Origin of the sequence: Streptomyces sp. NPDC015127, from assembly GCF_043080095.1 — a bacterium.
Lineage (GTDB): Bacteria > Actinomycetota > Actinomycetes > Streptomycetales > Streptomycetaceae > Streptomyces.
In genome coordinates this window covers 301,133-325,838 of the sequence record NZ_JBIBVE010000005.1, presented here as the reverse complement: position 1 = coordinate 325,838, position 24,706 = coordinate 301,133, and the positions used below count along the sequence as shown (strand labels likewise).

Below are 24,706 nucleotides of genomic sequence, written 5' to 3'. Positions count from 1 at the left end.
GGCCGCACCTCCTGAAGGTGGAGGGTGCCCCCAGGGGCTAGGGGATGTCTTGTCGATCAGGCCGGATCAGCGAGCGGCGTCTGGTGCCGTGCATCGCAAGGCGGAGGAGGGGAAGCGACGCGGAGCGTCGGCGACCGACGACAACGCTGGGGGCACCTCCCGTGCCCGAAGGGCTACGGGGGAGAGGCGCGGTGCCAGACGCTGGGAGCCCGGCAAGATCGGCGAGACACCCCCTTAGGGGGTGTCGGCCCCGAGGACCAGTCCGGAGGTGGGGACCCCGGTGCCCGCCGTGACCAGGGCCCTGGACGCGCCCGGCACCTGGTTCACCGACGTGCCGCGCAGCTGCCTGACCGCTTCCGCGATCCCGTTCATCCCGTGCAGATACGCCTCCCCCAGCTGGCCCCCGTGGGTGTTCAGCGGCAGCCCGTCCGCCGCCACGAAGTCCGCCCCCTCCCCGGGACCGCAGAAGCCGAACTCCTCCAGCTGCATCAGCACGAACGGTGTGAAGTGGTCGTAGAGGATCCCCACGTCGATGTCGGCGGGAGCGAGCCCCGAGGTGCGCCACAGCTGCCGGGCGACCACGCCCATCTCGGGCAGTCCGGTGAGGTCGTCGCGGTAGAAGCTGGTCATCTGCTCCTGGGCGCGCCCGGCGCCCTGCGCCGCGGCGAGGATCACCGCGGGCGGACGGCGCAGGTCACGGGCGCGCTCGACGCCGGTGACGACGATCGCCTGGCCGCCGTCGGTCTCCTGGCAGCAGTCCAGCAGCCGCAGGGGCTCGGCGATCCACCGCGAGGCGGCGTGGTCGGCGAGGCTGATCGGCCGACCGTGGAAGTACGCGGCCGGGTTGGCCGCCGCATACCGCCGGCCGCTCACGGCGGCGTGGCCGAACGCCTCGGGCGTCAGCCCGTACGCGTACAGATAGCGCTGCGCGGCCATCGCCACCCAGGAGGCCGGGGTGAGCAGCCCGAACGGCAGGCTCCAGCCGAGCGCCGCTCCCTCCGCGGACGGCTCACGGTGCTGTACTCCGGAGCCGAAGCGGCGGCCCGAGCGCTCGTTGAACGCCCGGTAGCAGACGACGACGTCGGCGACGCCCGCCGCGACGGCCAGCGCCGCCTGCTGCACGGTGGCGCAGGCGGCACCGCCGCCGTAATGGACGCGCGAGAAGAAGGACAGCTCGCCGATGCCCGCGGCCTGGGCGACCGTGATCTCCGGGCTGGTGTCCATGGTGAAGGTGACCATGCCGTCGACGTCGGCGGGGGAGAGGCCTGCGTCGTCGAGCGCGGCGCGCACGGCCTCCACGGCGAGCTTCAGTTCGCTGCGGCCGGAGTCCTTGGAGAACTCGGTCGCGCCGATCCCCACCACGGCCGCCCTCCCGCCCAGCGCGTCCCTCGCCCTGATGCTCATGCGCCCGCCTCCGGGAGGATCACGGTCACCGTGCCCGTCACATGGGTGCCCAGGCCGTTGACGCCGACGACCCGCACCTCGGCCGTCCGGCCGTCGCAGGCGGCGACCGTACCGGTCAACACCATAGTGTCCCGCGGGTAGTTGGGCACACCCAGCCGTACGGCGACCCTGCGCAGGACGGCACGCTCCCCGAAGAAGTCGGTGATGTACCGCCCGACCAGGCCGTTCGTCGTCAGGATGTTCATGAAGACGTCCGGGGACCCCTTCTCCCGCGCGAGCTCGGCGTCGTGATGGACATCCTGGTAGTCACGCGAGGCGATGGCTCCGGCGACGATCAGCGTGCGCGTGACAGGAACGGTGAGCGGGGGCAGCTCCGTGCCGACGGCCGGGACGGGGGTCATACGCCCTCCCCGGCCGCGGCGCGGAAGACCGGCAGCTCCAGTCCGTCGTCCACCCGCAGGAACACCAGGTCCACCGGCATCCCGATCCGCACCTTGTCGTACGGCACACCGACGACGTTGCTGACGAACCGCACGCCCTCGGCCAGCTCGATCAGCCCCACCGCGTAGGGCGGGTCGAATGCCGGGAACGGCGGATGGTGCATCACCACGTACGAGAAGACGGTGCCGGACCCGCTCGCGGCCACCGTGTCCCACTCGGGCGAACCGCACGCGCCGCAGCCCGGCAGCCAGGGCAGGCGCAGCGTTCGACAGCCGCCGCACCGCTGGATGAGCAGCTGGTGGCGGGCCACGCCCTGCCAGAAGCCCTCGTTGTCCCTGTTGACCACCGGGCGCGGGCGCACGGCGGCGGGCGGTTCGGCGACCGGGCGGAGTGCGGCGGGCGGGCGGGGCGCGGGGGCCGGGCGGGGCGCGGGGGCCGGGGCGTACTTGAGGATGCGGAAGCGGTGCGTGCCCGCCGGCTCGCCGCCGGCCCTCACGTCCGTCCGCGTGGTGATGAAGTACCCGGTGCCGAGCTTCGTCGTCTTGCGCGGGGAGACCGACTCGATCACCGTGTCGAACGTGATGCGGTCGCCGGGTCGCAACTGCCGCAGGTACTCCTGCTCGCAGTCGGTCGCCACCACGGAGCGGAATCCCGCCGCGTCGAGCAGGGCGAAGAGCTCGTCCTGAGCCGACACCCGGCCGCTGTGCCCCGAAAGGCCGCCCATCGTCCACGCCTGCAGCATGGTCGGCGGCGCGACGGCGCCCGGCCCCCGGTACGCGGCGTTCGTGTCCCCCATCGCCTCGCACCAGTGCCTGATCATGGGCTCATTGACGAGGTCCTTGCCTTCGCAGGAGCGAGCGGCGGGCCGCCCCTCGTACCTCTTCAGCCGTGCGTAGAGCTCGTCGGTCACCTCGTCCCCCTCCGGCCGGAGAATCTGACTGTCCGTCAGATACTTGTCGCCTGTCAAGGCCATGGACCGGTCACCGACGCGCCTGCGCGACGGCGCCGAAGCACCGTCGCGCAGGCGGTCGTTCACTGCTTCCCCCACACCCCCCTCGGGCCGGGCGTCACCACCACAGGTGTGTGAAGTCGATGTCGATGTCGCCCTGGTCGACGACGGTGAAGCCGGAGCCGATGACGTTCGCGGTGTTGTTCTGGTTGGACGCGCCGGCGCCGGTCGCCACCTGCTGGGTGGTGGTCGAATTGCCCAGGTTGCCGCCCGCGACACCGCTGCCGATGATCGTGGCGACCGAGGCGTTCGATCCGTCGTCCGCGAAGCCGCCGTTGTCGGCCTGGGCCACTCCGGTGAAGAGCGCGAGAGCGAGGGGCAGAGCGGCGACAGCGGCGAGGGTGCGGGCGGAACGGATGCTTTCCATTTCTTTCCTCCAGGAACCGGAACTGCTCAAGTGCGCTTGGTTTCCGGGCGGTTGGCCGACCGATCCGGATCATTTCCACGACGTCGCGAGAGCAGAGTTGCCCACCGATTCCCCGACGAACCACCTCGGACCGGACGATTCGCTCTCAAGCGTGATGACAAGTCGATAAACCCCCTTCGCGCCCGCAGCCCCCGAAACCGCCGCTCGCACCCGGCCGCATCCCGGCCACACCGCTGCCGTCGCCGTACGGGATGAAGCGTTACGCCACCCTTTCGGCCGATCCCTCCCTCTTCCCTTCTTCGAACGTGTGTACGAACATAGAGCTATGGCCATCACCGACCGGCAGACCGCCACCCTGGCCCTCGCCCACGCCCTCACCGCCGCCGAGCGCGGGCTCCCCGTCATCCCCTTGTCGCCCACCAAGCTCCCGGCCCTGCGCTCTCCCCACCGGGACGAGCCGCGGCCGTCCCTGTGCCGCGGCGAGTGCGGCCTGCCCGGCCACGGCGTGCACGACGCGACCACCGACCCCGCCGCCGTGCGCGCCCTGTTCGCCGCCGCACCCTGGGCGACCGGGTACGGGATCGCCTGCGGACGCCCGCCGCACCGGCTCATCGGCATCGATCTCGACACCACGTCGCACACCGACTCCGTGGCCGAGCTCCGGCACCTGGCCCTGCGCCATCTGTTCACCATCCCGGAGACCGTCACCGTGCTCACGCCGAGCGGCGGCCGCCATCTGTGGCTCACCGGCCCGCCCGACGTGGTCGTCCCCAACTCCGCGGGCCGCCTCGCGCCCGGCATCGACGTGCGCGGCACCGGCGGCTACCTCGTCGGGCCCGGCTCCGTCACCGCGCACGGCGCGTACCGCCTGGCCCCCGGGACGGCGGACCTGCCGCCCGCGCCCTGCCCGCGCGCCCTCCTGCGCCTGATCGCGCCGCCGGCGCGCCCCCGCCACGCCGCGCCGCCCCCTCCCGGCGGACATCGCCCGGACGAGACGGCGGACGGCACGCACCAGGGGCAGGGACTGGTCCAGTTCGTGCTCGCGGCACAGGAGGGACAGCGCAACACCCGGCTGTTCTGGGCCGCCTGCCGCGCGTACGAGCACGGCTTCGGCGACGCGCTGGCGGACGCGCTGACCGATGCGGCGGTCCGCGCCGGGCTCCCCGAGCGGGAGGCACGCGCGACGATCGCCTCCGCCGCCCGGCTCACCGCGGGGCCCCGTGGATGACATGGATCACACAAAAGGTCGCCGGGCCAGAGGCAACTGCGGCTTATCCACTGTTTTGCCTTCCCGGCGAACCCCCGGGCCCCTCCCCGGTTTCTGCGTAACCTCCTTTCTCCTCACCCATATCCGGTCATACGATCACCGGGCAGCCGCACCGCGTGAGTGCCACCGCGGCGGCTGCCCTCTGCTTGCGTTCTGACCGCGCATCGGACCCGAGAAAAGGGCTCTCTTGAACATTCGCCGCATGCTGGCCACGGCGGTTGTCACGGCAGTGACCACCCCCGCAGTGCTGCTCACCGTCACTCCCGCGTTCGCCGAAACCCAGCCCACCGCCGGACAGTCGGCGACGCAGCAGGCGGCGGACGACAAGCCGACCATCGAGGAGTTGGAGAAGGCCGCCGAGGAGGCGCAGAAGGCGTACGACGACGCCGTCGCCAAGCAGAAGGCGGCGCAGAAGGCCATGGACCTCGCCTTCTCCGACCAGGCGCCCCACGCCGTGGCCGCCAAGGCGGCGGCCGACGAGGCCGCCGCGGCCAAGGCAGCCAAGGAGGCCGCCGACCAGGCGGTCGTCGACGCCGAGGCGGAGCTGGACGCGCTCCCCGAGACCGCGACGGAGGAGGAGAGGGCCGCCGCCGAGGAGAAGGTCGCGAGCGCCAAGGAAGCGGCCGCCGCCGCGGAGGCGGCCAAGGCCGCCGCCGACGAGAAGGCGAAGACCGCCGCCGACGCCGCGGACGACGCCCGCGTCGCCGCCGCGCAGGCGCTGACCGACGCGCAGAGGGCCACGGCCGAGGCGCTCGAGGCGAAGAAGGCGGCCGACAAGGCCCTCGCCGACGCCCGGGCCGAGGAGGACGACGATGACGACGGCGACGACGACGACGACGAGGATCCCGCCTGCGTCCCCGCGACCGAGCTGACCACCGTCGCCAGCGGCCTGCCCTCCAAGATCGTCGCCGGTTCGACGGTCAACTTCTCGGTCCGGGTCACCAACGGCACCGACAAGACCCTCGACAAGGTCCTGCCGTTCGTGTACTTCCACGCGACCGACAAGAGCGGCTACAACGTCGTCGACGAGTACTTCGACCTGCAGTGGTGGTCCCCCGACTCCTCGCCGGAGTGGACCGATGTCGTGGACGGCGGCTACGCGGGCTCCATCAGCCCGCTGAAGGCCGGCGCCCACGCCGACGTCAAGCTGCGCCTGAAGGTCGACGCCAAGGCGCCCGCCGGCGACGGCGTCGCCTTCATCGCCGGTGACTACGTCAACGACGACGACACGTGCGGCGGCAACTTCTTCACGGAGTACGAGTTCGACGTGCTGGCCGCGGGCAGCAAGCCGGGCACCGTGGACGACGCCAAGCCCGGCAAGACGTCGAAGACCAAGCCGGCCGCCGTCCCGCAGGGCGGCACGAACGGCACGCTGGCCAACACCGGCTCCGCCTCCGCGCTCCCGCAGCTCGCGGCGGCGGCAGGAGCGGCGGTCGCGCTCGGCGCAGGCGCGGTGTTCGTCGTCCGCCGCCGGAACGCCGACTCCGCCTCCTGACACCCCGTCCTGACGAAGCGCCGCCTCGGCCCCCTCGGGGGCGGGGGCGGCGCTGCCGCGTCCGGACGGTCTGTGCAACCGTGACGCCATGTTCCTGCCACGCCACCACGCGCGCTTCGTCCTGGGTCCCACCCCGCTGCTCCTGCTCGGCGGCGCCCCGGTCCACGAGTCCCTGCCACCGCTGCACGCACCGGACGGCCGCGTGCCGACCTGCGACGGCTGGCAGATCATGCCCCGGCTGACGATGACGGTGGTGGACGGCCCGGGCGAGGCGGGCTGCCTCGTCCAGGGCGCCCAGGCGGAGGACGAGGCCGAGGAGATGTCCACCTGGTGCTCGGCGGTCGAACAGACCGGCGGAGCGGTGGTGCTGTCGCTGGACACGCTCCCCGAGGACCTCGACTGGCCGACCCTCCTCACCCGGGGCCACGCCCACGGCGGCTTCGTCCCGGCCGCGGCGTAGCCGCGAGGGGAGGACATGCCGCGAGCAGCGGCGATTGAGCGGGGTCCTGGCCCACAGATGGCCGCACGCCCTGCTCAGAGGTCGGATGCGGGCGGCTCGGGGTGAGACAAGGTGAACGCAGAGGGCGCGTCTCCGACTCGGAGACGCGCCCTCTGACCTGCAAGTTCTCTGACCTGCGAGCGGTGGGTGTGGGATTTGAACCCACGGTGACTCGCGCCACGACGGTTTTCAAGACCGTTCCCTTAGGCCGCTCGGGCAACCCACCAGCGCCCCGGCCACCTGCGCCGGAGCGGGCTACAGACTACCGGGCGGGGCCCTTCGGGTGCAGCAGCGTTCCGCGGGGGGAGCGGGGGTCGGGCGGTCAGCTGTCGCCCTCGCGTTCGCCGAGGACCACCTCGGCCGTCCGCTCCTTGCCGTCGCGCTCGTACGTCAGCGTGACCTTGTCGCCCGGCTTGTGGTTCCAGATCTCGCTGATCAGCGTGGGGCCGCTGTCGATCGTCTTGCCGTTGAAGCCGGTGATCACGTCGCCCGGCTGCAGACCCGCCTTCGCCGCGGGGCCGTTGGGCATCACCGCCTCCGTGCCGCCCGCGCCCTCGGAGGCGATCTTGGCGCCCGTACCCTCGCCCGCCATGTCGACCGTCGCCCCGATCACCGCGTAGACCGGCCGGCCGGTCTTGATCAGCTGTTCGGCGACCGTCTTCGCCTGGTTGATCGGGATCGCGAAACCGAGGCCGATCGAACCGGCCTGCGACTGGCCGAGGCCGTTGCCCGCCGACTGGATCGCCGAGTTGACGCCGATGACCGCCCCGCTGGAGTCGAGCAGCGGGCCGCCCGAGTTGCCGGGGTTGATCGAGGCGTCGGTCTGCAGCGCGCTCATGTAGGAGTTGTTGCCGCTGGAGCCGTCGCCGGACGCCACCGGGCGGTTCTTGGCGCTGATGATGCCCGTGGTGACCGTGTTGGACAGGCCGAAGGGGGCGCCGATCGCGATGGTCGAGTCGCCGACCACGACCTTTTCCGAGTTGCCGAGGGGCAGCGGGGCAAGACCGGAGGGGGCGTTCTTCAGCTTCAGGACGGCGACGTCGTAGCCCTGGGCCCGGCCGACGACCTCGGCGTCGTACTTCTTGCCGTCGGAGAAGATCACCGACAGCGCGCCGCCGTCGGCCGCGGAGGCCACCACGTGGTTGTTCGTGAGGATGTGGCCTTCCTTGTCGTAGACGAAGCCGGTGCCCGTACCGGCCTCGCCGCCGCCTTCGGAGCCGTCGAGCCCGCCGGCGCCCGACTTGGCCTCGATGGTCACCACGCTCGGCAGCGCCTTGCCCGCGACCGCGGCCACCGTGCCGGGCTCGCGCTTGAGGTCCTGCGGCGAGACGGCGGAGACCGTGGTGGAACCGGGGGCGTCGTCGTTGCGCTCGGCGGCCCAGTAGCCGATGCCGCCGCCGACGCCGCCCGCGACCAGAGCCGCGGCGAGCACCGCGGCGACGAGCCCGCCCGCGCGCTTGCGCCGGGGCTGGACCGGCGGGACCGGCGCTCCCCATGCGGGACCGCCGCCGCTCGCGTAGGAAGGGATCGGGGGCGGCGGCCATGCGGCACCGGGGTGCTGCCCGGGGGAGTGCTCCGGCTGGGGGGCCTGCCAGGGCCGCTCCGCAGCGGTCTCCGTCGCCGCCTCGGAAGACCCTGAGGCCGACGCTGCCGCTGGGGGCTCGGGGGACGCCTCCGGGGCCGCAGGGGCCGCCGGTGTCTGCGATGTCTCGGGGGTCCCGGAGCCCGGCCCGGGCGAAGAACCCTCGGGAGCGGTGCCCGGCCGAGGAGGTACGGACGGGGCGGCCGGAACCGCGTTGCCCTCGTTCTCGGTGCTCACAGCTCTGTCTCCTCAGATTCCACGTCGGTCTCGGTTCGTTCTGCTTCGTCGGCACGATCCGTCCGCAGACAGCTTTTCCCACAGCACGTCAGGCCACTGTAAGCAGGAGCTGTGCGTATCCCGGCCATCCTTTACTTCCGGCAAAACGGACGCATCTCCACGGCGTCCGACCGGCTGCCCAGCGGGAACGGTACGTTCTGCCGTACTCCTGCATCCGTATGCCCGCTCCCGATGACACCATGACGCGGTGACCCAAGCACGGCAGCACCACATCCAGGTCGTCGCCCACCGGGGCGCCTCCGAGGACGCGCCCGAGCACACGCTGGCCGCCTACCGAAAGGCGATCGAGGACGGCGCGGACGCCCTCGAGTGCGATGTGCGGCTCACCGCCGACGGCCATCTCGTCTGCGTCCACGACCGCCGCGTCAACCGCACCTCCAACGGCCGCGGCGCGGTCTCCGCCCTGGAGCTCGCGGACCTCGCCGCCCTCGACTTCGGTTCCTGGAAGGACGCCCCCGAGAGCCCGGACTGGCGGGACCCGTCCCTCACGTCGGTGCTCACCCTGGAACGGCTGCTGGAACTGATCTCGGACTCGGGGCGGCGCGTGGAGCTCGCCATCGAGACCAAGCACCCCACCCGCTGGGCGGGTCAGGTCGAGGAGCGGCTGCTGAAGCTGCTGGGGCGCTTCGGCCTGGCTGCGCCGCCGTCGCCCGACGAGTCGCGGGTGCGGGTGATGAGCTTCTCGGCCCGCTCCCTGCACCGGATCGCGGCCGGCGCCCCTGCCCTGCCCACGGTCTACCTCACGCAGTTCATGACGCCGAGGCTGCGGGACGGGCGGCTGCCGGGCGGCGCGCGGATCGCGGGTCCGGGCATCCGGATCGTGCGCAGCCACCCCGGCAGCGTCGCCCGGCTCCACGAGGCGGGCCACCGTGTCCATGTGTGGACGGTGAACGAACCCGACGACGTCGAACTCTGCATCCGCCTCGGGGTGGACGCAATCATCACCAACCGCCCCAAACAGGTCCTGTCCCAACTGGGCCGCGCGTAACTGCCGTTACAGGGAGTGCTCCGGCGCGTTCGGTGCGTATTCGCGTGTGTCGAGTGCGTCACTCGTCCATGGTTGGCCGGTTTCCGGTCCAGTCCATTGGGGCATTCACACCGTGGCGTGGGGCAAAGGAGGTCTCGGGGGTGGCGTTTGTGGTGGCACAGGAGGTGCCCACGTCGTCGAGCATGGCCGTACCCCATGGCCCTGCGGGCGTGGGCGAGGCACGACACCGGATGCGTGAGCAGCTGAGCCGCAGCGGCGTATCCGAAGCGGTCGTCGACGATGCAGTTCTGATCCTTTCCGAGCTTCTCAGCAATGCGTGCCGCCATGGCAGGCCCTTGGGCCGCGCGGACGTGGGCGACGGCGACATCCGTGCCGCCTGGCGTGTGGACAAGGCGGGCAGGCTCACGGTCGAGGTGACGGACGGGGGCGGTCCGACCCGCCCGGTTCCGGCCACGCCCTCGGTCACCGCACGCGGAGGCCGCGGGCTGAACATCATCTCGGCGCTGGCCCACGAATGGGGTGTGAGGGACGGCGTGTCCGGTGAGGTCACCGTGTGGGTGATCGTCACGGAGGGGCATCGCCGCGAGGATTTCGCTACGCGCGTCGCGGGGCCGTCCTTCGATTTCGCCGACTCGTTCGACGATCTGGACTGACCGGCGCGCCCTGCGCGGTGGCCGTTCCGACGGTTCGTCAGACCCTCGTTCCGGCACACCGTGGCGCGGTGGTGCGGCAGCGCTCCCCCACGACCGCGGCATACGGCTAGGCTCGCGCCCGACACAGCACGCCGCATTCGGGAGAAAGCCACACCATGGCCAAGAAGCGCCCCCAGACGAAGGCGACGAAGCCTCAGACCAAGACCGGGGCCACAGGCGTCGACGAGCCCGTGCCGGTCGTGGGCGCGCGCGAGCCCTGCCCCTGTGGTTCGGGCCGTCGCTACAAGGCGTGTCACGGCCGGGCCGCCGCGCACGCCGTGACCGAACTGGTCCAGCGCCCCTTCGAGGGGCTGCCGGGCGAGTGCGACTGGGTGGCCCTGCGCGAGCTGGTGCCCGCCGCCACCGCCGAGCTGACCCTGAAGGACGGACTGCCCGAGGGCGTGCCGTCCGTGACGCTCGCCACCGTCCTGCCGATGGCGTGGCCCGCGCTGCGCCGTGACGACGGTTCGGTGCTGCTCGCGCTGCAGAACGACACCCCCTCCGGCGACCTCAGCCGCGACCTCGCCGGCACGCTGCGGCGGGCGCTCGCCGCCGAGCCCGGCACCCCCGTCACGACGGGCGGCCCCGGCTCCGACGTACGGCTGCAGGATCTGCTCGACCCCGAGGCCGCCTTCGTGCCGGTCGTCCACTCCGGCTTCGAGTTCTGGGTCCCGGACTCGGCCGAGCAGGCGTCGCCGGAGGTGGCCGCCTCCCTGGAGCGTGCGAACGCCGCGGCGATCCCGACCGTGAAGCTGCCCGGTGTCGAGGCCGCCTACTGGTGCGAGACGCCGGAGAAGAACCACCTGCGCTGGGTCATGCCGCACCCCGAGGAGCAGCTGCTCGACGCACTGGCCCGGCTGCACGCCGCCGGTGCGTCCTCGCTGGGCGAAGGGACCCGGCTGGTCGGTTCCTTCCGTGCCCACGGGCTCATGGTCCCGGTGTGGGACCTGCCGAGCTCCATGGGGGCCAAGGAGTGCGAGACGCCCGCCGCGGAGTTCGCGGAGCGGCTCGCCGGGGCCCTGGAGAGCGACACGCCGCTGACCCCGGAGGAGCGCCGGGCGCGCGGCGGCCTCACCAACCGCCAAGTCACCCTCAGCTGAGAGTGACGAATTCCGGGGCCTTCCGGGTGACCCCAGTCACAACTCGCTCTTTCGGCAGCTAAATCCCTGTCCGAATACCAGAGATCGAATTTGCGAACCGCAGATCTCTTGTTACCGTTCTAGAAGCCCGGTCGCTGGTGCATCCCCCGTCGCCAGCGACCGGGCGCTTCCATTTTCCGGAGCGTTCTGCTCCTCAACGGCCCGTGGCCGTACGGGAGTTGCTCCCGGACCGCAGCAGCAGGGGCGCGTCGGCGCCGGCCCACGCGGCGGCGAACTCGGCGACGGCGGAGTAGTGCGACGGTGCCCCCAGCGAACGTTCCCGGGGGGTTTCGCAGGTGCCCGGCTCGTCGCCCTCCTCGACCGGACAGTTCGTCTGCCAGGTGCGCCCGCCGGGGCCCATGAGGGTCAGCACCGAGGTCAATTCCTCACCCGTCGCATTGCGGTAATACGTACGCGCCCAGGTCTCGCCGCCGTCGGTAAGGACACACGTCTGTGCCTCGACCCCGTCGGGGGAGGCGAGTTCCGGCCCACATCGCTCGGAGGTGTGCGGTGGGACCTGCTCGCCGGTTCCAGTACCATGCGCCGCTTCCGCACCGGCCGGCTCCTCGGACGCACCGAGCCCGGGGAGCAGCCCCGCGCCCTGCTCCCCGGCGGCCGTGCCGGTCAGGAGGTCACCGGCGCCGCTCCTCGCGTCGCCGCCCTCCGCCCCCTCGGTGGTGGAGGATCCGGTGCCGGGGCTGCCGGCCGTTCCGGCCGACGCGGCGAGGGGGACCAGCGCGGCGACGGCCACCACGGCGACCAGCCCGATCATGCGGAGATTCATGGGGCCACCTGCCGACTGCGCGGGAATTCATGACGGTTGCCCGAAGATATCCGCGAAATGCGGACGGCCTGGACGGTGCACGCCCATTTCCGTGACAAGTCGGCCCAGCTCTTACCCGTACGAGTGACGACAGCGGGTCGCCGCACCGCGTCGGCGGGCTGCCGTCCGTGCCGGTGTGCCCTAGGGGGTGTCTCGCCGATCAGGCCGGATCAGTGAGCGGCGTCATGCGGCCCCGGATCCAAGGCGGAGGTGGGGGTACCTCCCACGCCGGAGGCGTAGGGGGAGAGACATGGCGGAGCCATGGCGACCGACGACAACGCGGGAGACGGGGTCGCAGGGCGTCGCGAGCCCGGCATGATCGGCGAGACACCCCCTAGTAGGTGAGCCGGTTGCTCCCGCCCGCCTCGGGCGGGTAGAGGCCGGTTTCGGGAGTGGTGCTCGCGGTCGCCTCGACCAGCGCGTCGACGACGGCCTCCACGTCCGGGAGCCAGGGGGCGGCGGACCCGGGCAGCGGCGCCCGCTCCCAGCGCACCTGACCGGCCCCGGTCTCCGACGGAGGCAGCACCAGATAGCCGCCGTCGCCGTGGAAGCGCAGCGAACTGGGCACACAGTCCTTGACGAAGAGCAGCTCGCCGAGCTGCTCCAGGCTGTACGGGGCGACCAGGAGCGACCAGCGGGTGGGCGTCGCGACGACGGGCCCGAGCCGCATGTCCATCCGGTCCAGCACGGCCAGCGCGCGGGCCGCCGCCACCGCGGGCAGGCTCAGCGCACAGGGCGCCCGGCCTCCGGTGGCCAGTACGACCGGGGCGGTGGGCCGGTTGGCCCACCACCAGCGGATCATCCGCTCGTCGGTGGAGGCCGCCAGGATGCCTGGGTCGAAGGGGTGCGCGCCGGGGACGACGCACTCGGGGTCGGGGCAGGCGCAGCCGCGCCCGCGGTCACCGCCGCTTCTTCCGGAGCCCTCCGGGGAGTTGCCCCCCGCGGCTGCCAGTCCCACACCGGGGAGTACGGGCCATCCCCACTCGACCGCGCAGGTGAGCGCCGCGTCGAGCTGGACAGGCCCCTTTTTGCGCCGGTACCGAAGCCTGCGTCGCCTTCCGAGGATCTCGCGCATGAGCGCTCGTTCCTTTCCGTTGAACGCCGGGGTCCACATCACAACACGTGTACATGACTTCACTGTGCGTACAAATGCGTACTGGTCGGCGCGTCACCGCCCGTGCCACTGGCATGGGCGCCCCCCGTCGTGTCTGCGGCAGGATCGCCGCCCGGGGGCCGAACGTCGGCTGTAGTCCATTAAACGCGTGGCGAGGGGTGGCGCGCGCCTGGCGCTTGCTGTCCCGCTCTGACGTTCCCCGCCACTCGAGGATGGGGCGCGGCCTTTGGCATTGAGACGCTCGGGCCCGCTGCCAGGTTCCGGGGGCGGTCCAACTGCCCCTGGCCATCACCGTTTACGTACACGTACCCAGCACGCTTGCAATGACGCTTCCCCGGGAGTCTGCCCCCCGGGATCCCCCTGCCGAACGCCCTCAGTCGACCGCAGACATCGGCCATCGGGTGCTTTTTTCAGCCAAGTTAACTGTCCCGCAGACACCATCAATCCCACCGGGACAATGCTGGACATCACCTTACGTGTGCGTGTAGATGTGGATGCATGGGTAGCGGCGCAGATGGACATGGGGGTTTGCGATGCTATTGAGCGAAACGCACCTGCCGGAAAGCCGGCAGCCATGAGCGCCCCGCACCTGCCGAAAGTGGCCGGAATCGATTCAACAGTTCCCGCTCCGACGCACACTGCCGCCCCGCTGCCCTCCGTCCCCGCCGCACCACCCGCTCCGGGCGCGGTGATCCAGGACCGGCTGGCCGGCTGGGTCTCCGACCTCACCACCCTCCACGAACTCACCGAGCGCCTCATCCGCACCGCCTCTCTCGACGAGGCACTCGACGAACTGCTGCGCGCGGGCGCCGCACTGGTCGGCGCCCGCCGCGGCATGGTCGTCCTCGAACCGCCCCGCGACCCCGCCCGCGACGGCGCGTTCACCGCCGGCAGCGGCCCCGCCCGCATCAAGGGCCTGGGCCTCAGCCGCGCCGACCTCGGCCACATCGAGACCGTGCCGCGCGAGGCCACGGCGTACGGCTCCATCCTCGAAGGCCGCCACCCGGGGGACCCGGCCCCCGTGGTGCCGCGGCCCGTCGCCCACCCCGACCTGCTCGCCGACGACGCGCTGCACCCGCTGCACCGCGAGGTCGCCGTCCGCCTCGGCTACGCCGCGAGCTACACGTCACCGCTGGCCACCGAGGATTCGGGCACGCTCGGTGCGGCCGTCTGGCTCTACGACGAACCGGCCAGCCCGGTCGAGCGCCAGACCCATCTCGTCGGCCTCTACATGCGCTACGCCACCGAGCACCTCGCCCGCCTCCTGGAGCTGGAGCGCGCCCGGGCCACCGTCGCGACTGTGGCCGAGGAGCTGCTGCCCAGCCGGCTGCCCCGGGTCCCCGGTGTCCGGCTCGCGGCCCGGCACCGCAGCGGACCCCGCGGCGGCGGCGACTGGTACGACGCGCTGCCGCTGCCCGAAGGCGCGCTCGGCCTCGCGGTCGGCTCGGTCAGCGGGTCGGGTCCGAGCGCGCTCGCCGCGATGGGCCGGCTGCGCGCCTCCCTGCGGGCGTACGCCGTGATGGAGGGCGAGGACCCGGTGGCGGTCCTGTCCGACCTGGAGCTGCTGCTGCGCCTGACCGAGCCCGCGCGCACCGCGACGGCCCTTTTCGCGTACGCCGAGCCGGCCGCCCGCAAGATCGTCATGGCCGGGGCCGGGCACACGCCGCCGCTGGTGGTCGGGGACCTGCGCACGGAGTTCGTCGAGACCTCGCTGTCGGCGCCGCTGGGCATGCTCGCCTGCTGGGAGGCCCCCAGCGTGGAGCTGTCCCCGCAGCCCGGAGAAACGGTGCTGCTGTACACCGACGGGCTGCTCCGGCGTACCGGCGACCCGATGGACCGGGCGTTCGCACGGCTGCACTCGGCCGCCGCGAGCGTGCCCAGGCCGGCCAGGAGGGATCCGGCGGCGATCGCCGACCACGTGCTGCACACGATGCTGCCGGAGGGGCTCGACCGGGCGGACGGCGGCGAGGACGTCGTGCTGCTCGCCGCCCGATTCGACTGAATTCCTCACATCTCACAGGACCGCCCCGGTCCCTCTTCCCCTCGCACATACGATGGAGACGCCCCTGCTGCCGGAACGGCGGCCGGGGCCCCATATGTCGTATGGCAAAGGCCGACAGTGCCCAGGAGGCAGACGTGGCGGAGGAGCTCACCCCGGAGACCCCGGAAGAGGACGAGCAGCCGATCAAGCAGCGCAAGAACGGCCTGTACCCCGGCGTGTCCGATGAGCTGGCCGAGAACATGACGACGGGCTGGGCCGACACCGAGTTGCGTGATCTCGAGCCCGTCCCGCAGGCCGCGCAGACCGCCGAGCGCCGTGCGGCGCTCTCGGCTCGGTTCCCCGGCGAGCGCCTGGTGATCCCGGCCGGCAACCTGAAGACCCGCTCGAACGACACCGAGTACAGCTTCCGCCCGTCCACCGAGTACGCGTACCTGACTGGCGGCCGGCCCGAAGAAAGCGCAGACGGCGTTCTGGTCCTGGAGCCCAAGGGCGACGGGCACAAGGCGACGATCTACCTGCTGCCGCGCTCCAACCGTGAGAACGGCGAGTTCTGGCTGTCCGGCCAGGGCGAGCTGTGGGTCGGCCGCCGCCACTCGCTGACCGAGGCCGAGCAGCTGTACGGCATCCCCGCGTCCGACGTCCGCGAACTGCCCGAGCGGCTGCGCGAGGCCACCGGACCGGTGCGCGTCGTGCGCGGCCACGACGCCGCCGTCGAGGCCGCCCTGACCGACAAGGTCACCGCCGAGCGCGACGAGGAACTGCGCGTGTTCCTGTCCGAGGCGCGCCTGGTCAAGGACGCGTTCGAGATCGGCGAGCTGCAGAAGGCGTGCGACGCGACCACTCGCGGCTTCGAGGACGTCGTCAAGGTCCTCGACAAGGCCGAGGCGACCAGCGAGCGCTACATCGAGGGCACCTTCTTCCTGCGTGCCCGCGTCGAGGGCAACGACGTCGGTTACGGCTCCATCTGCGCCGCCGGCCCGCACGCCTGCACCCTCCACTGGGTCCGCAACGACGGCCCCGTCCGCTCGGGCGACCTGCTCCTGCTCGACGCGGGCGTGGAGACCACCACCCTCTACACCGCCGACGTCACCCGCACCCTGCCCATCAGCGGCCGCTACACCGACATCCAGCGCAAGATCTACGACGCCGTCTACGAGGCCCAGGAGGCGGGCATCGCGGCGGTCAGGCCGGGTGCCAAGTACCGCGACTTCCACGACGCCGCCCAGCGCGTCCTCGCCGAGAAGCTCGTCGAGTGGGGCCTCGTCGAAGGCCCGGTGGAGCGGGTGCTCGAACTCGGCCTGCAGCGCCGCTGGACCCTCCACGGCACCGGCCACATGCTCGGCATGGACGTCCACGACTGCGCGGCCGCCCGCACCGAGAGCTACGTCGACGGCACCCTCGAGCCCGGCATGTGCCTGACGGTCGAGCCGGGCCTGTACTTCCAGGCCGACGACCTCACCGTGCCCGAGGAGTACCGCGGCATCGGCGTCCGCATCGAGGACGACATCCTCGTCACCGAGGACGGCAACCGGAACCTCTCCGCCGCCCTCCCCCGCCAGGCCGACGAGGTCGAGGCGTGGATGGCCTCACTGCGCTAGGGGCTGTCCGGCCGATCCGCACGGACCACGAGGGCGCGCCGCTCAGGAGACTCCGAGCAGCGCGCCCTCGCGCCATTTGAGGATCTTGTCGAAGCTCACCACCGCGCCGCGGCCCGGCCTGCTGCGCACATGGACATGGTCGGCGAGCTGCTCGATCAGGCAGAGTCCCCGCCCGCTCTCCGCGGTGGACGGCGCGGTGTGCCCGCACAGCGAACCGCGCCTCGGGACGAACCCCGGCCCCGAATCCGCCACCTCGATACGGCACTTCTCGCCGTCCAGGTACGCCGTCACCCGGTACCCCGCGGACGCGCCGCGTGCCTCAGCGCCGCCACCGTGCTCCACGGCGTTCGCACACGCCTCGGTCAGGGCCACCGACAGGTCGTAGGAGATATCGGGGTCGACGCCCGCGGTCTCCATGGTGCCGAGCAGCAGACGGCGGGCGAGCGGCACGCTCGCAGCCTCGCGCCGCAGATGGAGGGACCACCAGATGCTCATGCTCCAGCCTCCTGGCCGCGGCTCGACATACCGATACGTATTGCCCACGGGCACGCTCGGTAAGCGCGCGGTCGCTGTGACAGCCCTCATTCGGCGGATGTGAAGCCGCGCGGCGCGGTGTATGTCGGCGACCCGGCCCGCAAACGGGACCTTCCGGACCTGCCGTACAGCGGCGAACTGCGCAGTGCGATGATGTCCCGGCCATGTCGTCCACGCGCCACGCACCTGCCGGAGCCGGTCTGCGGCTGCTGAGGGCCGCGGTGTTCACCGCGGTCTGCGTCGTGCTGTCCGGGACCGGGCATGTGCTCGCCGCCTGCGAGGCGGTTCCGCTGTGGACGCTCGCGCTCGGCTCCGCCGGGGTCTTCGCGCTGGTCCTGCCGTTCACGGGGCGGCAGCGTTCGCTGCCCGTCATCGCAGCCGTGCTGACCGCGGGACAGCTCGGGCTGCACTCCCTCTTCGGCCTCGGACAGAGCCGGCTGCAGCTCGCGCAGACGGCCGACGAGGTACTGATCAGGACGGCCGCCAAGCTGGTCTGCGGCGCGGGGGCCGCCTCCCTCAGCCCCGCCGACGCGCGGCGCATCGTCACCACGGCCGGCATCGACCCGGCCGCGCACGCCGGTCACGCGCATCTCGCCGAGGCGGCCGCCACGGGGCCCGAGGTGCCCTCGCTGGCCATGGTGCTCGGACACCTGCTGGCCGGGATCGCGACCGGACTGCTGCTGCGGCGCGGGGACGCGGCGCTGCTGCGCCTGATGCTGCTCTCCGCCGAGTCGGCCCACGAGGTCGCGGAGGCCGCGCGCCTGGGCGCGCTGCGGGCGGCCGTCGTGCTCGTACGGGCCCTGTACGCAGGTCTGCCCGGCACGCCCGCGCGCCTGCCCCGCCTCTCGGCGCACACGGCAGGGCCGCCTCCTTCGGCGGCCGGTGAGGTTCTTCAGCACACGGTGATCAGGCGCGGGCCGCCGCCCGTATACGTCCTCGTCGCCTGATCGCGGCTCGCTCGACGGGAGCGGAGCCGCCGTGCCCGCGCACGCCCGTGCGCCGGCGCATCCTCGTCTCACCTCACCGTGGAGTGCTTGCCAGCATGAACGTCTACCGCGCTGCCGCCGCTGCCGTCGTGGCCACCGCCTCCGTCGTCGTCTTCTCCGGCGCCGCCTTCGCGCACGTCAGCGTGCAGCCACAGGGCGAGGCCGCCAAGGGCGGCTACGCCACCGTCAACTTCAAGGTCCCCAACGAGCGCGACAACGCCTCGACCGTCAAGCTCGAGGTCAGCATGCCCGCCACGCACCCGCTGGCGTCCGTGATGCCGCAGGCCGTGCCCGGCTGGAAGGCCGAGGTCACCAGGGCGAAGCTCGACAAGCCGCTGGAGGTGCACGGCAAGCAGATCACCGAGGCCGTCACCAAGGTCACCTGGACCGCGGACGGCTCGAAGATCGAGCCCGGCCACTTCCAGCAGTTCCCGCTCTCCCTCGGACAGCTGCCCGAGGACACCGACCGGCTGGTCTTCAAGGCCCTCCAGACGTACGACAACAAGGAGGTCGTGCGCTGGATCGAGGAGCCGAAGGAGGGCGGCGAGGAGCCCGAGTCCCCCGCTCCCGTGCTGAAGCTCTCCGCGGCGACGGACGACCACCACGGCGGGGGCGGCGCGACGGGCGCCGCCGAGAACGGCAAGAACGGCGGGCACGACAAGGAGGGCTCGCACACCGAGTCCGCCGCCTCCTCCACCACCACCAGTGACTCCACCGCCCGCGTCCTGGGCGTCGTCGGCATCGCCGTCGGCGCCGCGGGCGTGGCCTTCGGCGTGCTGGCCGGCCGCCGCCGCAGCTCCTGAAGCCCCCGCCCCACCACGTCTGGAAACTGTTCGATGCGTAAGAAGACCCTGCTCGCGGCCGCGCTCGTCGTGGCCGCCGGGCTCTCCCTGTCCGCCTGTGCCACCGGTGGCGAACAAGCGGCGGCCAAGCCCGACTTCGACATCTCGGCGCAGAAGAAGACCGAGGCCGCCACGGTGCTCGAAGAGCCGAAGACCAAGCCGGACCTCGTCCTGACCGACACCCGCGGCAAGACGTTCGACCTGCGCGAGCGGACCAAGGGCAAGCCGACCCTGATCTACTTCGGCTACACCCACTGCCCCGACGTCTGCCCGCTGACGATGAGCAACATCGCCATCGCCAGGAAGCAGCTCCCCAAGGCCGACCAGGACAAGCTCCAGGTCGTCTTCGTCACCACCGACCCGGAGCGGGACACCTCCGCCGAGCTGGCCAAGTGGCTGCCCAGCGCGGGCGACCCGTCCTTCATCGGGCTGACCGGTGACTTCGCGGACATCCAGGCGGGCGCGCGCCGGATCGGCATCGGCATCGACCCGCCGAAGAAGGAGAAGGACGGCACCGTCGTCTCCATGCACGGCGCCCAGGTCGTCGCCTTCTCGCCGAAGACCGACAAGGGCTACGTCCTGTACGGCGAGGACACCACGGCCGACGACTGGGCGAAGGACCTGCCCGCGCTGATCAAGGGCGAGAAGCCGTGATCCGCCGGGGTACGTCCTTCGCCGCCGCCGTCGCCGTGAGCGCCTGCCTGGCGCTGGCGGGCTGCTCGGCGGACGACGGGCCGAAGCTGTCCGTCAGCGGCGCGTTCATGCCGCAGCCCGTCGACGACATGGCCGCCGGGTTCCTCACCGTCGAGAACAGCGGCGGGACGGCGGACCGGCTCACCTCGGTCACCAGCGACATCGCGGACGACGTCACCATCCACGAGTCGAAGAACCAGAGGATGCGCGAGGTCACGTCGTTCGACATCCCAGCGGACGGCGCGCTCGCTCTCGAACGCGGCGGCAACCACATCATGTTCATGGCGCTCAAGCAGCGGCCGGAGCAGGGCGACAAGGTCGCGATCGAGCTGCACTTCGAGAAGTCGGACCCGATCACGGTGGAGATCCCCGTCAAGGAGACCACCTACCGGCCGCAGCAGCACTGACCAGTGAGGGACTGATCGCATGATGACAGCCACCGCCCCGCGATTCGGCCCGTCCGCCCTGCGGCAGGCGCTCGCCGCGGTCGTGCTCGTCGGCACCCTCATCGGCGCGTTGCTGGCCGGTGCGGGCCCCGCCGCGGCGCACGCCGCGCTGCTCACGAGCAACCCGAAGGACGGGGCGGTGGTGCCCACCGCGCCCAAGGAGGTCACGCTCACCTTCTCCGAGCAGATCGCCATGGGCGACGACTCGATCCGCGTGCTCGAACCCAGCGGCAAGCGCGCCGACACCGCCGAGATCCGCGACCTCGGCTCCGGCGGCACCGTCAGGTACGGCGTCTCGCTGCACGCGGGCCTGCCGGACGGCACGTACACCGTGGCCTGGCAGGCGGTCTCCGCGGACAGCCACCCGGTCGCCGGTGCCTTCACCTTCTCCATCGGCGCGCCCTCGAAGACCACGGTCGCGGTGCCCGACCAGGAGGCCGGCGGCGGAGTCGTCGGCGTGCTGTACGGGATCGCGCGGTACGCGGCGTACGCGGGCTTCGTGCTGCTCACGGGCGGCGCGGCCTTCGTGCTCCTGTGCTGGCGGCGCGGCGCTTCGGTGCGGCCCGTGCAGCGTCTGGTCGTCCAGGGCTGGGTGACGCTCACCGCGGCCACGCTGGCGATGCTGCTGCTGCGTTCCCCGTACACCGGGTCGGGCGATCCGGCGGACGCGCTCGACCTCGGCGGGCTGGCGGACGTGCTGGAGACGAAGACGGGGGCCGCGCTCGTCTCCCGGCTGCTGCTGCTCGGCGCGGCCGCGCTCTTCGTCGCGGTGCTGTTCGGAACCTATTCACGCAGGGACGACGAGCAGGAGCGCAAGGACCTCACCTTCGGGCTCGCCATGGGCGGCTCCGTCGTCGCGGCCGGTATCGCCGCGACGTGGGCGCTGTCGGAGCACGCCTCCACCGGCATCCAGCCGGGGATCGCGATGCCGGTGGACGTCCTGCACCTGCTGGCCGTCGCGGTCTGGCTCGGCGGTCTGGCCACGCTGCTGACCGCGCTGTACCGCACGCCGTCCGTGGAGCGCGCGGCCGTACGGAGGTTCTCCACGGCCGCGTTCTGGAGCGTCGTCGTGCTGGCGGCGACCGGGACCTACCAGTCCTGGCGGCAGGTCGGCTCCTGGTCGGCGCTCACCGGGACGCGGTACGGGCAGCTGCTGCTGCTCAAGGTCGGCCTCGTGGCGGTGCTGGTCGCCGTCGCGTGGATCTCGCGGCGCTGGACCGCGCGCCTGTCGGAGGTCGCGGCGGCCGTACCCGCCGAGGCGGAGCGGGCGGAGGAGGAGTCCGCCGAGGACACGGACGGCACGCCGTCCGACCCGGTCCGGGCCGCTCAACTGGCCCGCCAGAAGGCGGCCGTGGCCACCGCCGAGCGCAGGCGTACCCGGGACGCCGACGCCGAGCGCTCCGGACTGCGCCGTACCGTGCTGGCCGAGACCGCGGTCGCGGTCGTCCTGCTGGCCGTGACGACCGTACTCACGACGACCGAGCCGGGACGCACCGAGGAGGCCGCGCGCGACGGCGGGCAGCAGACCGCTCCTGCGGCCACCGGACCCGCCGAGATCGAGCTGCCCTTCGACACGGGCGGCGAGCGGGGCAAGGGCACCGTACGGCTCAGTCTCGACCCCGCGCGGCCCGGCGGGAACGAGATGCACGTGTGGACCGAGACGCCGGACGGCAAGCCGCTGGACGCCCCCGAGCTGAGGGTCGCCTTCACCCTGGAGGCCAAGGAGATCGGCCCGCTGCCCATCACGCCCGACCGGGTGGCGGCGGGACACTGGAGCGCGAGTGCGGTCCAGATCCCGATGCCGGGCAGCTGGCAGGTCCAGGTGACCGTGCGGACCTCCGACATCGACCAGATCACCGTCGACAAGAACATCGAGATCGGCTGAACCCTTCGTGAGCGACAACGACATCTCCAGGCGGCGGCTGCTCGGCACGGCCGGTGCCGCGGGCGCGACCGGGCTGGTGCTCGGCGCCGCGGGCGGCGCCGCCGCCTACGCGGCCTCGGCCGACGCCCCGACGCCCCTGACCTCGGTCGGCGCGACCGGCGTCGCCTTCCACGGCACGCACCAGGCGGGGATCACCGACCCGCAGCAGGCCCACGGGCATCTGGTCGCCTTCGACCTGGCGCCCGGGGCGGGGCGCGGCCAGGCGGCCGCGCTGATGCGGCGCTGGTCGGCCCTGGCGGCGGACCTGATGGCGGGGCGGGCGGCCGGGGAGGGCGACACGGGCGTCGCGCTCGACGCCGGGCCGTCGTCGCTGACCGTCACCTTCGGATTCGGCCGCACCTTCTTCGACCGAACGTCCCTGGTCGCCGAGCGCCCCGCCGAGCTGGACCCGTTGCCGGCCTTCTCCTCCGACCGGCTCGATCCGAAGCGCTCCGACGGCGATCTGTGGGTCCAGATCGGCGCGGACGACGCGCTCGTCGCCTTCCACGCGCTGCGCGCGATCCAGAAGACGGCCGGCGAAGCGGCGCGGGTGCGCTGGCAGATGAACGGCTTCAACCGCTCGCCCGGCGCGACCGCGCAGCCGATGACCGCGCGCAACCTGATGGGCCAGGTCGACGGCACCGGCAACCCGAAGCCGTCCGAACCGGACTTCGGCCGGCGCGTCTTCGTGCCGTCGGCGACGAAGCACGCCTGGATGGCGGGCGGTTCGTACGCCGTCGTACGCCGTATCAGGATGCTGCTCGACGACTGGGAGAAGCTCCCGCTGAGGAAGCAGGAGCAGGTCATCGGCCGCCGCAAGTCCGACGGCGCCCCGCTGACGGGCGGCACGGAGACGACCGAGCTCGCCCTCGACGAGACCGGTCCCGACGGAAAGCTCGTGATCCCCGGCAACGCGCACGCCCGGATCTCCGCGCCCGAGCAGAACGGCGGCGCCGCGATGCTGCGGCGGCCCTTCTCCTTCCACGACGGGATCGGCGCCGACGGGACGCCCGACGCGGGACTGCTCTTCATCTGCTGGCAGGCCGATCCGCTGCGCGGCTTCGTGCCGGTGCAGCGCAAGCTCGACCGGGGCGATGCGCTGTCGCCGTTCATCAGGCACGAGGCGAGCGGACTGTTCGCCGTGCCGGGCGGGCCGGCGGAGGGCGAGTACGTGGGGCAGCGGCTGCTGGAGGGCTGAGCGGGGGCATAGGGGGCGCTAGGGGACGGCTGTGCTCCCCCGGGCGCATTAGGGTGACGGTATGTCGGCCACGCGCTACACGTATCTCGGTCCCGAGGGCACCTTCACGGAGGCCGCCCTGCGCACCCTGCCGGAAGCCGCGACCCGGGAGCTCGTCCCGATGGTCTCGGTACCCGCCGCACTCGACGCCGTACGGGCCGGTGAGGCCGCGGCGGCACTCGTGCCCATCGAGAACTCCGTGGAGGGCGGCGTCACGGCCACCCTCGACGAACTGGCGTCGGGCGAGCCGCTGATGATCTACCGCGAGGTCGTCCTGCCCATCGCCTTCGCGCTGCTGGTGCGCCCGGGGACGAAGCTGTCCGAGATCAAGACGGTGACCGGCCACCCGGTGGCCCAGCCGCAGGTGCGCAACTGGCTGCGCACGCATCTGCCGGACGCGCTGTGGGAGTCGGCCGCGTCGAATGCGGACGGGGCGCGGCTCGTGCAGGAGGGCCGGTTCGACGCCGCCTTCGCGGGCGCGTTCGCGGCGGCCACGTACGGTCTCGAGGCGCTGGTCACCGAGATCCACGACGCCGAGAACGCCGAGACGCGGTTCGTGCTGGTGGGACGGCCGGCCCGGCCGGCTGCCCCGACGGGCGCGGACAAGACGTCCGTGGTGATCTGGCAGCGCGAGGACCATCCGGGTGCGCTGATGGAGCTGCTCCAGGAGTTCGCCGTGCGCGGCGTGAACCTGATGCTGCTCCAGTCGCGGCCGACCGGCGCGGGGATCGGGAACTACTGCTTCGCCATCGACGCCGAGGGACATGTCTCGGACCGCCGGGTGGGCGAGGCGCTGATGGGCCTGAAGCGGGTCTGCCAGCAGGTGCGGTTCCTCGGCTCGTACCCGAGGGCCGGGGTGGCGCCCGACGAGGTGCGCGCGCTGCGCGCGGGGACGTCGGACGCCGAGTTCACAGCGGCGTCCGACTGGCTGGCGCGCTGCCAGGACGGCCGTACACAGGACTGAGTCGTACCTGCAGATTTTCGTTGTCCACAGAACTTATCCACAGGTGCGCTTCTCGACCTGGGGACAAGTCGACAACCCAATGCCGCATCGTCGACAAATCGGCCGATGGACCCACTTCCGTCCACAGAGCGGCAGGTCGGCGCCTGTCACCCTAATTCCATTGATCAACTCTTTGGGGCGAGGAATTCCCACCCGAATGAGTGTGTGGGGGTGGTTTGAGCAGAGAATCCTTCGACGCTCCGACGCCTTTCGGAATGATCAATTCCATAGTCCACAGATCGTTCGCACAGCCTGTGGATAACTACCTTCGACCCCCAGCGCCTGTGGACAAGGGGTCCACCATCCGGACCGGACCCCGGGGGA

23 protein-coding genes and 1 tRNA gene are annotated in these 24,706 nt (G+C 72.2%); 15 read left to right on the top strand and 9 right to left on the bottom strand.

Going from position 1 to position 24,706, the window contains the following annotated elements; genetic code table 11:
• Positions 1-234: 234 nt before the first annotated feature.
• The 4 genes from ACF08N_RS12695 to ACF08N_RS12680 form a co-directional block, all read right to left on the bottom strand.
• Positions 235-1,404 carry a lipid-transfer protein gene (locus tag ACF08N_RS12695; RefSeq protein WP_392324595.1) on the bottom strand — a complete coding sequence of 390 codons (1,170 nt, stop codon included), beginning with the start codon at positions 1,402-1,404 and terminating at the stop codon, positions 235-237.
• On the bottom strand, positions 1,401-1,805 hold the full coding sequence (locus ACF08N_RS12690) for an acyl dehydratase (RefSeq protein WP_392324594.1): 405 nt from the start codon (positions 1,803-1,805) through the stop codon (positions 1,401-1,403). The genes ACF08N_RS12695 and ACF08N_RS12690 overlap by 4 nt, the downstream gene beginning before the upstream one ends.
• A complete protein-coding gene (locus tag ACF08N_RS12685; protein WP_392324593.1) occupies positions 1,802-2,818 on the bottom strand; it encodes a bifunctional MaoC family dehydratase N-terminal/OB-fold nucleic acid binding domain-containing protein in 1,017 nt (338 codons plus the stop codon). Before ACF08N_RS12685 ends, ACF08N_RS12690 begins: the two co-directional genes overlap by 4 nt.
• A 94-nt stretch (positions 2,819-2,912) precedes the next feature.
• Positions 2,913-3,221 carry a hypothetical protein gene (locus ACF08N_RS12680; protein WP_392324592.1) on the bottom strand — a complete coding sequence of 103 codons (309 nt, stop codon included), beginning with the start codon at positions 3,219-3,221 and terminating at the stop codon, positions 2,913-2,915.
• Positions 3,222-3,546: 325 nt separating this feature from the next.
• On the opposite strand from ACF08N_RS12680, the gene ACF08N_RS12675 reads away from it, so the two are divergent.
• From ACF08N_RS12675 to ACF08N_RS12665, 3 genes are all read left to right on the top strand, one after another.
• Positions 3,547-4,449 carry a bifunctional DNA primase/polymerase gene (locus tag ACF08N_RS12675; RefSeq protein ID WP_392324591.1) on the top strand — a complete coding sequence of 301 codons (903 nt, stop codon included), beginning with the start codon at positions 3,547-3,549 and terminating at the stop codon, positions 4,447-4,449.
• A gap of 241 nt (positions 4,450-4,690) precedes the next feature.
• Positions 4,691-5,983 (top strand): peptidase, encoded by a 1,293-nt coding sequence (locus ACF08N_RS12670; RefSeq protein ID WP_392324590.1) that lies wholly within the window; start codon positions 4,691-4,693, stop codon positions 5,981-5,983.
• Positions 5,984-6,071: 88 nt separating this feature from the next.
• Positions 6,072-6,443: a hypothetical protein gene (locus tag ACF08N_RS12665; protein WP_392324589.1), complete on the top strand. Its 372-nt coding sequence runs from the start codon at positions 6,072-6,074 to the stop codon at positions 6,441-6,443.
• Between the two features lie 180 nt (positions 6,444-6,623).
• On the opposite strand, the gene ACF08N_RS12660 is transcribed toward ACF08N_RS12665, so the two are convergent.
• Together ACF08N_RS12660 and ACF08N_RS12655 are read right to left on the bottom strand one after the other, a co-directional pair.
• A tRNA-Ser gene (locus ACF08N_RS12660) sits at positions 6,624-6,708 on the bottom strand.
• Between the two features lie 96 nt (positions 6,709-6,804).
• Positions 6,805-8,301: a trypsin-like peptidase domain-containing protein gene (locus tag ACF08N_RS12655; RefSeq protein WP_392324588.1), complete on the bottom strand. Its 1,497-nt coding sequence runs from the start codon at positions 8,299-8,301 to the stop codon at positions 6,805-6,807.
• Positions 8,302-8,548: 247 nt separating this feature from the next.
• Between ACF08N_RS12655 and ACF08N_RS12650 the strand changes: the two genes are divergently transcribed.
• The 3 genes from ACF08N_RS12650 (at position 8,549) to ACF08N_RS12640 (ending at position 11,141) form a co-directional block, all read left to right on the top strand.
• Positions 8,549-9,349, top strand: a complete 801-nt coding sequence (locus ACF08N_RS12650; protein ID WP_392324587.1) for a glycerophosphodiester phosphodiesterase — start codon at positions 8,549-8,551, stop codon at positions 9,347-9,349.
• Positions 9,350-9,417: 68 nt separating this feature from the next.
• Positions 9,418-10,002 carry an ATP-binding protein gene (locus ACF08N_RS12645; protein WP_392324689.1) on the top strand — a complete coding sequence of 195 codons (585 nt, stop codon included), beginning with the start codon at positions 9,418-9,420 and terminating at the stop codon, positions 10,000-10,002.
• 155 nt (positions 10,003-10,157) lie between these two features.
• Complete coding sequence (locus ACF08N_RS12640) at positions 10,158-11,141, top strand: DUF5926 family protein (RefSeq protein ID WP_392324586.1); 984 nt, start codon at positions 10,158-10,160, stop codon at positions 11,139-11,141.
• A gap of 193 nt (positions 11,142-11,334) precedes the next feature.
• On the opposite strand, the gene ACF08N_RS12635 is transcribed toward ACF08N_RS12640, so the two are convergent.
• Both ACF08N_RS12635 and ACF08N_RS12630 read right to left on the bottom strand, forming a co-directional pair.
• Positions 11,335-11,964, bottom strand: a complete 630-nt coding sequence (locus ACF08N_RS12635) for a hypothetical protein (protein ID WP_392324585.1) — start codon at positions 11,962-11,964, stop codon at positions 11,335-11,337.
• Positions 11,965-12,337: 373 nt separating this feature from the next.
• Positions 12,338-13,078: a bifunctional DNA primase/polymerase gene (locus ACF08N_RS12630; protein ID WP_392324584.1), complete on the bottom strand. Its 741-nt coding sequence runs from the start codon at positions 13,076-13,078 to the stop codon at positions 12,338-12,340.
• A 496-nt stretch (positions 13,079-13,574) separates the two neighbouring features.
• Between ACF08N_RS12630 and ACF08N_RS12625 the strand changes: the two genes are divergently transcribed.
• Both ACF08N_RS12625 and ACF08N_RS12620 read left to right on the top strand, forming a co-directional pair.
• Complete coding sequence (locus tag ACF08N_RS12625) at positions 13,575-15,119, top strand: PP2C family protein-serine/threonine phosphatase (RefSeq protein WP_392324583.1); 1,545 nt, start codon at positions 13,575-13,577, stop codon at positions 15,117-15,119.
• A 101-nt stretch (positions 15,120-15,220) separates the two neighbouring features.
• Positions 15,221-16,717 carry an aminopeptidase P family protein gene (locus tag ACF08N_RS12620; RefSeq protein ID WP_392324582.1) on the top strand — a complete coding sequence of 499 codons (1,497 nt, stop codon included), beginning with the start codon at positions 15,221-15,223 and terminating at the stop codon, positions 16,715-16,717.
• Positions 16,718-16,759: 42 nt separating this feature from the next.
• Here the strand turns inward: ACF08N_RS12620 and ACF08N_RS12615 are convergent, their stop codons facing one another.
• Positions 16,760-17,212, bottom strand: coding sequence for an ATP-binding protein (locus tag ACF08N_RS12615; protein WP_392324581.1), 453 nt, complete (start codon positions 17,210-17,212; stop codon positions 16,760-16,762).
• Positions 17,213-17,415: 203 nt separating this feature from the next.
• Between ACF08N_RS12615 and ACF08N_RS12610 the strand changes: the two genes are divergently transcribed.
• The 7 genes from ACF08N_RS12610 to pheA all read left to right on the top strand — a co-directional run bounded on the left by ACF08N_RS12610 (position 17,416) and on the right by pheA (position 24,343).
• The gene (locus ACF08N_RS12610; protein WP_392324580.1) at positions 17,416-18,198 is read left to right on the top strand and encodes a hypothetical protein; all 783 of its coding nucleotides are present in this window, start codon (positions 17,416-17,418) and stop codon (positions 18,196-18,198) included.
• Between the two features lie 95 nt (positions 18,199-18,293).
• Positions 18,294-19,040, top strand: a complete 747-nt coding sequence (locus ACF08N_RS12605; RefSeq protein WP_392324579.1) for a YcnI family protein — start codon at positions 18,294-18,296, stop codon at positions 19,038-19,040.
• A gap of 33 nt (positions 19,041-19,073) precedes the next feature.
• Entirely contained in the window at positions 19,074-19,733 is a 660-nt protein-coding gene (locus ACF08N_RS12600; protein WP_392324578.1) for an SCO family protein, read from the top strand.
• Positions 19,730-20,179 carry a copper chaperone PCu(A)C gene (locus ACF08N_RS12595; RefSeq protein WP_392324577.1) on the top strand — a complete coding sequence of 150 codons (450 nt, stop codon included), beginning with the start codon at positions 19,730-19,732 and terminating at the stop codon, positions 20,177-20,179. Before ACF08N_RS12600 ends, ACF08N_RS12595 begins: the two co-directional genes overlap by 4 nt.
• Positions 20,180-20,201: 22 nt before the next feature.
• A complete protein-coding gene (locus ACF08N_RS12590; protein WP_392324688.1) occupies positions 20,202-22,103 on the top strand; it encodes a copper resistance protein CopC in 1,902 nt (633 codons plus the stop codon).
• Positions 22,104-22,110: 7 nt separating this feature from the next.
• Positions 22,111-23,340: an iron uptake transporter deferrochelatase/peroxidase subunit gene (gene efeB / locus ACF08N_RS12585; protein WP_392324576.1), complete on the top strand. Its 1,230-nt coding sequence runs from the start codon at positions 22,111-22,113 to the stop codon at positions 23,338-23,340.
• 61 nt (positions 23,341-23,401) lie between these two features.
• On the top strand, positions 23,402-24,343 hold the full coding sequence (pheA, locus tag ACF08N_RS12580) for a prephenate dehydratase (protein WP_392324575.1): 942 nt from the start codon (positions 23,402-23,404) through the stop codon (positions 24,341-24,343).
• Positions 24,344-24,706 lie beyond the last annotated feature (363 nt).